The organism is Rhodovulum sp. (genome assembly GCF_011048875.1).
GTDB classification, from domain to species: domain Bacteria; phylum Pseudomonadota; class Alphaproteobacteria; order Rhodobacterales; family Rhodobacteraceae; genus Rhodovulum; species Rhodovulum tesquicola.
Genome location: NZ_DSDD01000203.1, coordinates 1 through 8,121 on the forward strand (window position 1 = coordinate 1; position 8,121 = coordinate 8,121).

The 8,121-nt window shown below is 66.3% G+C and carries 9 protein-coding genes and 1 pseudogene; 3 read left to right on the forward strand and 7 right to left on the reverse strand.

What is annotated here, in order from left to right; genetic code table 11:
• A partial coding sequence (locus ENN83_RS07055) for a hypothetical protein (RefSeq protein WP_287185527.1) occupies positions 1-201 on the reverse strand: 201 nt, incomplete at its 3' end.
• A 22-nt stretch (positions 202-223) separates the two neighbouring features.
• Between ENN83_RS07055 and ENN83_RS07060 the strand changes: the two genes are divergently transcribed.
• The 3 genes from ENN83_RS07060 (at position 224) to ENN83_RS07070 (ending at position 2,141) form a co-directional block, all read left to right on the forward strand.
• Positions 224-490, forward strand: coding sequence for a hypothetical protein (locus ENN83_RS07060; RefSeq protein WP_287185528.1), 267 nt, complete (start codon positions 224-226; stop codon positions 488-490).
• Between the two features lie 67 nt (positions 491-557).
• A complete protein-coding gene (locus ENN83_RS07065) occupies positions 558-1,520 on the forward strand; it encodes a DUF808 domain-containing protein (protein WP_287185530.1) in 963 nt (320 codons plus the stop codon).
• A gap of 195 nt (positions 1,521-1,715) precedes the next feature.
• Positions 1,716-2,141, forward strand: a complete 426-nt coding sequence (locus ENN83_RS07070) for an NUDIX hydrolase (RefSeq protein ID WP_287185531.1) — start codon at positions 1,716-1,718, stop codon at positions 2,139-2,141.
• A gap of 54 nt (positions 2,142-2,195) precedes the next feature.
• Here ENN83_RS07070 and idi read toward each other — a convergent pair whose 3' ends face one another.
• From idi to ENN83_RS07100, 6 genes and pseudogenes are all read right to left on the reverse strand, one after another.
• Positions 2,196-2,726, reverse strand: coding sequence for an isopentenyl-diphosphate Delta-isomerase (idi, locus tag ENN83_RS07075; protein WP_287185532.1), 531 nt, complete (start codon positions 2,724-2,726; stop codon positions 2,196-2,198).
• On the reverse strand, positions 2,723-3,904 hold the full coding sequence (locus ENN83_RS07080) for a geranylgeranyl diphosphate reductase (RefSeq protein ID WP_287185533.1): 1,182 nt from the start codon (positions 3,902-3,904) through the stop codon (positions 2,723-2,725). The genes idi and ENN83_RS07080 overlap by 4 nt, the downstream gene beginning before the upstream one ends.
• 5 nt (positions 3,905-3,909) lie before the next feature.
• Positions 3,910-5,199 carry a BCD family MFS transporter gene (locus ENN83_RS07085; RefSeq protein WP_287185535.1) on the reverse strand — a complete coding sequence of 430 codons (1,290 nt, stop codon included), beginning with the start codon at positions 5,197-5,199 and terminating at the stop codon, positions 3,910-3,912.
• Positions 5,196-6,107 (reverse strand): annotated as a pseudogene (gene chlG / locus ENN83_RS07090) (chlorophyll synthase ChlG); the annotation flags it as partial. The pseudogene chlG and the gene ENN83_RS07085, both read right to left, overlap by 4 nt.
• 52 nt (positions 6,108-6,159) lie before the next feature.
• Positions 6,160-7,602, reverse strand: a complete 1,443-nt coding sequence (gene ppsR, locus ENN83_RS07095) for a transcriptional regulator PpsR (RefSeq protein ID WP_287185536.1) — start codon at positions 7,600-7,602, stop codon at positions 6,160-6,162.
• 19 nt (positions 7,603-7,621) lie between these two features.
• The coding region (locus ENN83_RS07100; RefSeq protein WP_287185537.1) for a cobalamin B12-binding domain-containing protein at positions 7,622-8,121 on the reverse strand (500 nt) is incomplete at its 5' end.

Here is an 8,121-nt window from a genome sequence, read left to right on the forward strand (position 1 = left end):
GATGGGCGATGTCGTGGAACCCCGGCGCGAGTTCATCCAGCAGAACGCGCTGAGCGTGGCCAATCTGGATTTCTGATCCGGTCGCGGCCGCTTGAATTGACGAGAAGTTTCACGCAATTCCCCGGCGGCCGCGCCATTCGGGCCCCATTCCGCACCCAGGCTTGTCGCATGGACGTCCGGCACGGCACGGCGCCGGGTCATCAGGCAACATGCGGGGACAGACATGGCCCGAAGCTTCGGTGACGCCCGCCCGCTCGACGACGACACCTGCCCTTGCTGCGGCGATAATATCGCCGTCGCCGCACTCGCGGCGCTGCTGCTCAGCCCCTTCGGCATGTTCTATGCCACGAGGGTCGGCGCCATCGTGATGATCGTGCTGACCGTTCTTGTCGCGCTGCCGCCGCTGGGTTTCGGGGTGCTGCTGACCCTGCCGATCTGCGTGCTTGCGGCGATGCGCAACGCCTCCCACGCCGGAGCGCAGCCTGTCTGAACGGGCTTGTTCGCCGACTGACGGCGACTATGCTCGCAATCGGTGTTGCTGCCGCGGGGCAGGGTGGATGAGCGGGCTTCTGGCGCTTCTCGACGACGTGGCGGCCATCGCCAAGGTGGCAGCGGCCTCGGTGGACGATGTCGTGGGGCAGGCCGTCAAGGCATCCTCCAAGGCCGCAGGCGCGGTGATCGACGATGCCGCCGTAACGCCGAAATACGTCCATGGCTTTTCCGCCGACCGCGAATTGCCGATCGTCTGGAGCATCGCCAGGGGGTCGGCCTTCAACAAGCTGGTGATCCTGCTGCCGCTGGCGCTGCTGCTGTCGGCCTTTGCGCCATGGGCGATTGCGCCGCTGCTGATGTTGGGGGGCGCCTATCTGTGCTTCGAGGGGGCAGAAAAGATCTGGCACGCGCTGCACCCCGGCCATGACGGGCAGGCGCTGGCCCAACGGAAAGAGGCCGATCCCCACCTCGAAGCGAAAAAGGTGAAAGGGGCGATCAAGACCGATTTCATCCTGTCGGCCGAGATCATGACGATCACCCTGGCCGCACTGCCCGACGGGATGGCGTTGTGGCAGGTGGCCGGTGCCCTGGCGGTGGCGGGGCTTATCATCACGGTTGCGGTCTATGGCGTTGTCGGGCTGATCGTCAAGGCCGACGACGCGGGGCTTGCCATGGCTGCCAGGGGGCGGCTGGCGGCAACCCGGGCGCTGGGAGGCGGCATCGTGCGCGCCATGCCGCATTTCATGCGGCTTCTGGTCGTCGTCGGCACCGCGGCCATGATCTGGGTCGGAGGCTCGATCATCGTCCATGGCCTTTACGAACTGGGGGTAAAGGCGCCCTATATCGGCATCCACCATATCGCGGCCGCTGCGGCCGAGGCCATTCCCGATCAGTTCGGCCCAGCTACCGAATGGGCGGTGACCGCCGGGCTTGACGGAATGATCGGTCTTTTGCTGGGCGGGCTGATGATCCCGCTGGTGAAATTCGCGGTCATGCCGGTTCTGGGCCTGTTCTCGCGCAACGTCTGAGACCAGCGCGCGCCCCGGCAACATTCCCTTGTCTTTCGCCGACTACAGTGTGGACTGTTGTTTTTTGCTGCGGTTTTCGGTTCGTCGCCGGACCATCCGCGAAAGATGTGAGGGTTCAAGCCGGCGAGAGGTGCTCAGGACATGATGGCCCATCGCGACAGATCCCGAAACGGAACCGAAATCGCCGCAATCCCGATGCGCTGGAGTTCGGACGGAACGCTTTTCGTGCTGATGGTCGCCGCGCGCGGTTCGGGGCGCTGGGTCATGCCCAAGGGATGGCGCATCAACGGTGCGATTCCCTGGAAATTCGCCGAAATCCAGGCCCTTGATCGCGCCGGTGCCGTTGGCCATGTCGGCATCAACCCGATCGGCCGTTACCGTTACGACAGGATCATGCCGGATGGCGCGGCGATCTCCTGCGAGGTCGAGATGTTTCCGATGCTGGTCGAGCGATTGCGCCGCGACTGGAAATATCGCCGGACGCGGCAGCGGCGCTGGTTCGAGGTGGCCGTGGCCGCGGGTCATGTCGAGCAGGCCGAACTCGCCGAGTTCTTGCGCAAGCTCTCCTGCAAGCCGCCGCAGCGCACCGCGCTTGGCAGCCTGTTTTCGTGGTTCGACTGACAGGCCCCGTCGGCCGACCGGATGATGATCCGGCCGACCGGCGGGCGGGCCGCCCTAGGCGGGCGACAGGGAACCGAAGATGCTCTCGCGGTGCTGGTCGAGATAGATCCTCAGCCAGGGCGTGTAGGCGTCGGGCTCGTCCCTTACCGCACGGTCGAGGTCGGGCAGGTCGATCCACCTGACATCCATCACCTCGTCGGGGTTCATCTCGATCCGCAGGTCAGGCCCGGCGGGCGCGACGAAGATATCGACCACTTCATGCTCGATCAGACCATTGCCCACATCGGCGCGGTATTCCACCTGCTGGCGGAAATCGAGCGAAAGGTCCGTGATCCCCAGTTCTTCCCTCAGCCGCCGCCGGGCGCAGTCCTCGGCGCTTTCGTCCCAGCGGGGATGGGTGCAGCAGGTGTTCGTCCAGAAGCCGGGCGTGTGGTACTTGCCCAGTGCCCGGCGCTGCAACAGCACGCGGTCGCCATCCATCACGAAGACCGAAATCGCCTTGTGTCGAAGGCCCTTTTGATGGGCCTCCAGCTTCTCAACGGGGGTCAGTTCGCCATTCACCCAGGCCGGGATCATCTCGCTCATGTGTATTGCGGCGAGACGAGGCCGGTCAGGTGGGCGACGTTCTTGATGCCGATCTTGATATGGGCCAGCGGGCGCTTCTTCGTCAGCTTCTTGTTCATGTAGCTTTCGAAGGTCAGCCTTTGCACGTCCACGTCGTGGCAGAGCGAGACGAACCGCTCGCGCCGCTCGTCGCTGTGGTAATAGGCATCCTGCATGCTTTGCAGGGCGCGGAAGGTCATCTTGTGATCCTTCATGAACATCTGGCGCGCCAGTTTCAGATCCGATGCCCGGCCCGAGGCCAGCGCGGCCGACACCGCCGTCGCGCCGATCCGCCCGCCATACATCGCGTAGTAAATGCCCTCGCCCGAGCTGGGCGCGACGGTGCCCGCGGCATCGCCCACCACGACCACGTCGCGGCCATTGTCCCAGCAATCCATCGGGCGCAGTGGTATCGGCGCGCCCTCTTTCCGCAGCGTCTCGGCCTGCTCCAGCCCGGCCATCCGGCGCAGGTCGGCGGTGGCCTGCTTCAGGTCGAACCCGTCGACGCCGGTGCCCATGCCGACCGAGCAGGTATGCCCGTGTGGAAAGACCCAGCCGTAGAAATCGGGGCTGATGCGCCCGTCATAGATCACGTCGCAGCGGTTGGGCTGGTAGTTGCCCACCGCCATCGGGGCGGCGATGATCTCGTGATAGGCGATGACATAGGGGATCTTGTCGCCGCCCGGCACCTCGGCGCGGGCCACGTCCGAGCGCGCCCCGTCCGCACCGATGACGTATTTCGTCTGAAGCCGGATCTCCTCGCGGCTTTCCTTGTCGCGGAAGACGAGGAAGGTCTTTTCCTCCTCGCGCTCGACGCGCAGGAAGGTGCCCGTGAACCGCGTGGCCCCGGCGCGTTCGGCACGCGCCCGCAGGAAGGGGTCGAAATCCTTGCGGTCGACCATGCCGACAAAGCCGTTCTCGATCGGGATGTCGACATAGCGGCCCGAGGGCGAGATCATGCGCGCGGTGTCGATCTTGGCCACGAGCTGCTCGTCACGGATGTCGAAATCCTTCATCAGGCGCGGCGGGATCGCGCCGCCGCAGGGCTTGATCCGCCCCTCGCGGTCGAGCAGGGCGACCTTCTTGCCCGACCGGGCAAGATCCTCTGCGGCCGTGGCCCCGGCAGGGCCGCCACCAACAACGACAACGTCAAAGATCATGTGTTTCACTCCCCCGGGACAAGGCCCGCGTTTTTTGTTGTGGGTCGGTTCGAGTCGATGATTCTCGCTGCCATCCAGGCCGCGAGCAGGAACAGCAGCGCTTGGGTCATGAACACCGTGCCGAAGGCCGGTGCGTCATCCATGAAGCTTCGCATCAGGTCCGCCGCAGCAGTGCCGAGGAAGCCGCCGAAGCCCGCCGCGATCGCCTGCGCTGCGCCCCACATTCCCATGCGGGTGCCCTCGCGCGCATTGCGGCCTTTGCCCGCCATGGCCATCATCGCGCTGATCGCGGCCACGGTGAACACGCCGTTGAAGAAGCCCGTTGCGATCACCGCAGGCGCCAGCGGCAGATGCGGCGCGTAATTGCCCAGCGCCGCGACCGAGGACAGCCCCAGTGCCGAGCCGATGCAGCCCAGCACCACCCAGTTGCGCAAGGGGCCGATCCGAAGCGCCGAGCAGGCGATGCCCACGACCACCATGCCGACAAAGGCACCCGCATGTTGCAGCCCCGAAAGCGAGGTGGACTGCCCCGGCGTATAGCCGAAGACAAGACCGGCATAGGGCTCGATGATGAGTTCCTGCATGAAGAAGGCGGTCATCGACAGGAACACGAAGAAGGTGAAGATGCGCGCGCGCCGCTCTGCCCAGATCTCGCGGAAGCCTTGCAGGAAGGGGGTGGATTCGGGCTCGCGCCGGGTGACGACGCGCCGTTCGACGCCCCAGATCGCCAGCGTCGTGACCATCAACGCTGCAATCACCACGGTGCCCACCACGCGCAGCAGCCGCTCGGGGCTGTAGGGGTCGAGGAACTGGCCGACCACGCCCGCTGTTATCGCGATGCCGCCGATCATCATCAGCCAGGTGATCGTCGCCGCCGCCGCCCGCCGCTCGGGCGCGGTGGCGGTCGCCAGCAGCGCCAGAAGGCAGGTGCCGGACGCCGCCACCCCGATGCCGATCAGCACATAGGCCAGCAGCGAAACCACAAGGCCCCAGACATAGTCCTGTTCCAGAACGACGACGCCCGCCGCCGCCCCGAACCCGCCCAGCGCCAGAACCGCCATGCCGCCGATGATGAACCGCGTGCGCTGGCCCTTTGTGTCGGACAGGAAACCCCAGTTCGGCCGCGTGATCTGGATTGCGTAATGCAGGCCCACCAGAAAACCCGGCAGCATCGCCGGCAGTGCCAGCTCGACCACCATCAGCCGGTTGAAGGTCGTGGTGGTCAGCACCACGACCGCCCCGATGCACATCTGCACCACGCCCAGCCGGACGATCTGAAGCCAGGACAGCGTCATGCACCGGCCCCCAGTGTGCGGATCGCGAAGGCCGAGATCATCATGCCCGAGACGTACAGCACGACGCCCACGCCGTTATACCAGGGGGCCTTGCCCTTGGGGTCCTTCATCATCACCGACATCGCCCAGAACTGCACCAGTAGGACGGCGCCAACACCCGCAGCATGGAACGGCCGATCCCAGAGCCAGAGCAGCGCGATCACCAAGACCTGCGGCACCGCCATCCCGATGCTGGCCACCCAGGCCGCCTTTTCGGGGCCCAGCGTCACGGGCAGCGAGTTGACGCCCGTCTGCCGGTCACCCTCCAGCGCCTTGAAATCGTTCAGCGTCATGATCCCGTGCGCACCGATCCCGTATAGCAGCGCGATCACGACGACGTAGATCGACGGCGCCCCCGCGGCGAGCACTGCGGCCCCGGTGAACCAGGGCAGCGTCTCGTAGGACAGGCCGACCAGACCCGGCCCCCACCAGCCCGATTTCTTCAACCGCACGGGTTCCGCCGAATAAGCCCAGGCCGCGGCAACGCCCAGCACGGTCGCGCCAAAGCCCCAGGGGCCAAGCTGCCAGCCGATCACCAGCGACAGCGCCGACATCGCCAGCGCGATCCACAGCCCCCAGCGGCCGGGGATGCGCCCCGAGGGGATCGGGCGATAGGGTTCGTTGATCGCATCCACATGCCGGTCGCACCAGTCATTCGCCGCCTGGCTCATGCCGCAGACCACGGGACCCGCAAGGAACATGCCCAGAAGCACAAGGCCGGGGCTGGACAGCGGCGAGACCCCCGACGAGACGGTGCCGCAGAGATAGGCCCACATCGGCGGGAACCAGGTGATCGGCTTGATCAGCGTCACCATGGCGGCGGGCTCCGGCAGGCGCCGGGGCTGGGCGTTGGATATGTCGGTCATGTCTTGCGCATGCTCTCCCTGACCCGCTCGGGGCTGAAAATCCTCATGTCGGGGCTCAGTCGTGGCCCCCGTCTCGACTCAGAAGCCCGTATTTGCGGAGCTTCACATAAAGGCTCTGGCGCGACAGCCCCAGCATCTCGGCCGCGGCCACCCGGTTGTTGCGGGTCAGTTCGACCGCGGTCTCGATGCACATCTTTTCCACCACGTCGGTCGTCTCGGCGACGATGTCCTTCAGCGTGGCCGAGCCGACCAGTTCCATCACGCTGCGCATCGCGTCGTCCGACACGGCAACGCCGGGCTTGCGCACGCCTTCCAGTCGGCTTGCGTCTCGGATCACGAAGACGATGCAGGGATGGCCCTGATCCGACAGGTAGGTGGCCGAGATCTCGACCGAGATTTGCGCGCCATACGCCCCGGCCAGCTTGGTCGCGAACATCCGCATCTGGCCCGAGCGGACCGCGTTCTCGACCAGAACGCGCAGATCGACGCTGCCGCGCGCCAGGTAATCGCCGAGCGAACGCCCCTTGACCGAGGCGACCTGCGGCGCGTCCGCCAGACCCAGGAAGCTTTCGTTCGCGGTCAGGATCGTGCCGTCGGGATCGGTGAAGACGATCGCGTCCACCCCCTCCTCGAAAAAGGCGCGCAGGGTCTCGCCCATCTCGGTTGCAGCGCTGCCCGCCAAATCGGCGCGATCGAGCCGGCACAGGATCAACGGCTCGCCCGCCGCGCGGAACGCGGTGGGCACGACCCGCAGCGGGATGCGGGTGCGCCGCGCTTCGGCCGGCAAAGGTTCGGCGGCATTGTCCATCGCGCGCAGGTTCAGGGTCTCGACGAACTCGGCCCGCCGGCGGCCATCGAACTCCTGGGCGAACGCGCTGCCGATCAGGTCGTTGCGCGTCACACCTAGAATTGCGCAGGCGGGCGGGTTGGCGTCGATCACCCGGCCCGACTTTGTGCCCACGAAGACGAAGGCGTCCTGCGTCGCCTCGCTGAGCACGCGATAACGGGTGTCGTATTCGCGCTGGGTCTCGTAATCCCGCTCCAGCGCCATCTGCGCCTCGATCAGCTGCATCTGCATCTCGGCGATGGGGCGCAGGTCGCGACCCATCATCAGCAGGACGCTGCCGTTCGGGCCGATCCGGTGGAAGGAGTAGCGCACCGGGAAATCCCAGATCTTGCCGTCGGTGTGGTTCAACTCCACCGCGCGGACGCTGTCGCCACACTCGGTGAACAGCCTCAGCTTGGCCTCCAGCTTGGGCTGGCTGTCCTCGGTCAGCACGTCGCGGATGTCACAGCCTTCCCAATGGTCCAGCTGGCCATGGGCGCGATGCCCGGCATTCACCAGCACCGACAGGATCCGGCCCTCCAGCGAGATCACGATCGCAAGGTCGGACGCCGTGGCGATGATCTCGCCCAGCATCTCGGGGGCGATCAGCGGCACTGCGCCACTGCTCCAGTATTTCGTGCCCCGTGACGTCACCCTGACCCACACGGCCATTCCGGCTGCCCCCACATGTTCAGATCCTCGCCAGGCGATCATGCGGCGCCGGAACCGGCGCCCGGACCCCGCACAGGTTCAAGGCTTCGCGCGGGTCGGCCGTGGCGTGATCCGCCCCGGTCAGCGCGCAGACATCGTCCGACGTCTCGACCACCCGCCCACCGATCACGATCGGCACCGCACCGCTTGCCGCCGCGCGGATCTCGCCGATCAGGCGGCGCGCCGCGTCAAGCTTCTGGCGGCAGGAGACGGAAATCGCGATCATGTCGAAGCGCCGCGCCGCGACCTTCTGCAGGATCTCTTCCTCGGACTGGCCGAGACAGAGGCAGACCGAGATGCCCATCCGGCGCAACTGGCTTGCCGCACTCATACCGCCAAGCGTATGGAATTCCTCGAGCGGCACGATCAGCATGACATTGGGTGCATCCGCCGGCGTCATCGCGTCGGTCACCCAGGGCGCGCTGAGTTCGCGCAGGATGGCCTGCAACCGCGCGGCGCCCATCGTGACATCCGCAAAAC

Bases quoted from the DNA above. Each gene is read 5' to 3' on its own strand.
- ENN83_RS07060 (WP_287185528.1), top strand. From the start codon at position 224: ATGGCCCGAAGCTTCGGTGACGCCCGCCCGCTCGACGACGACACCTGC.
- ENN83_RS07065 (WP_287185530.1), top strand. From the start codon at position 558: ATGAGCGGGCTTCTGGCGCTTCTCGACGACGTGGCGGCCATCGCCAAG.
- ENN83_RS07070 (WP_287185531.1), top strand. From the start codon at position 1,716: ATGCGCTGGAGTTCGGACGGAACGCTTTTCGTGCTGATGGTCGCCGCG.
- idi (WP_287185532.1), bottom strand. From the start codon at position 2,726: ATGAGCGAGATGATCCCGGCCTGGGTGAATGGCGAACTGACCCCCGTT.
- ENN83_RS07080 (WP_287185533.1), bottom strand. From the start codon at position 3,904: ATGATCTTTGACGTTGTCGTTGTTGGTGGCGGCCCTGCCGGGGCCACG.
- ENN83_RS07085 (WP_287185535.1), bottom strand. From the start codon at position 5,199: ATGACGCTGTCCTGGCTTCAGATCGTCCGGCTGGGCGTGGTGCAGATG.
- ppsR (WP_287185536.1), bottom strand. From the start codon at position 7,602: ATGGCCGTGTGGGTCAGGGTGACGTCACGGGGCACGAAATACTGGAGC.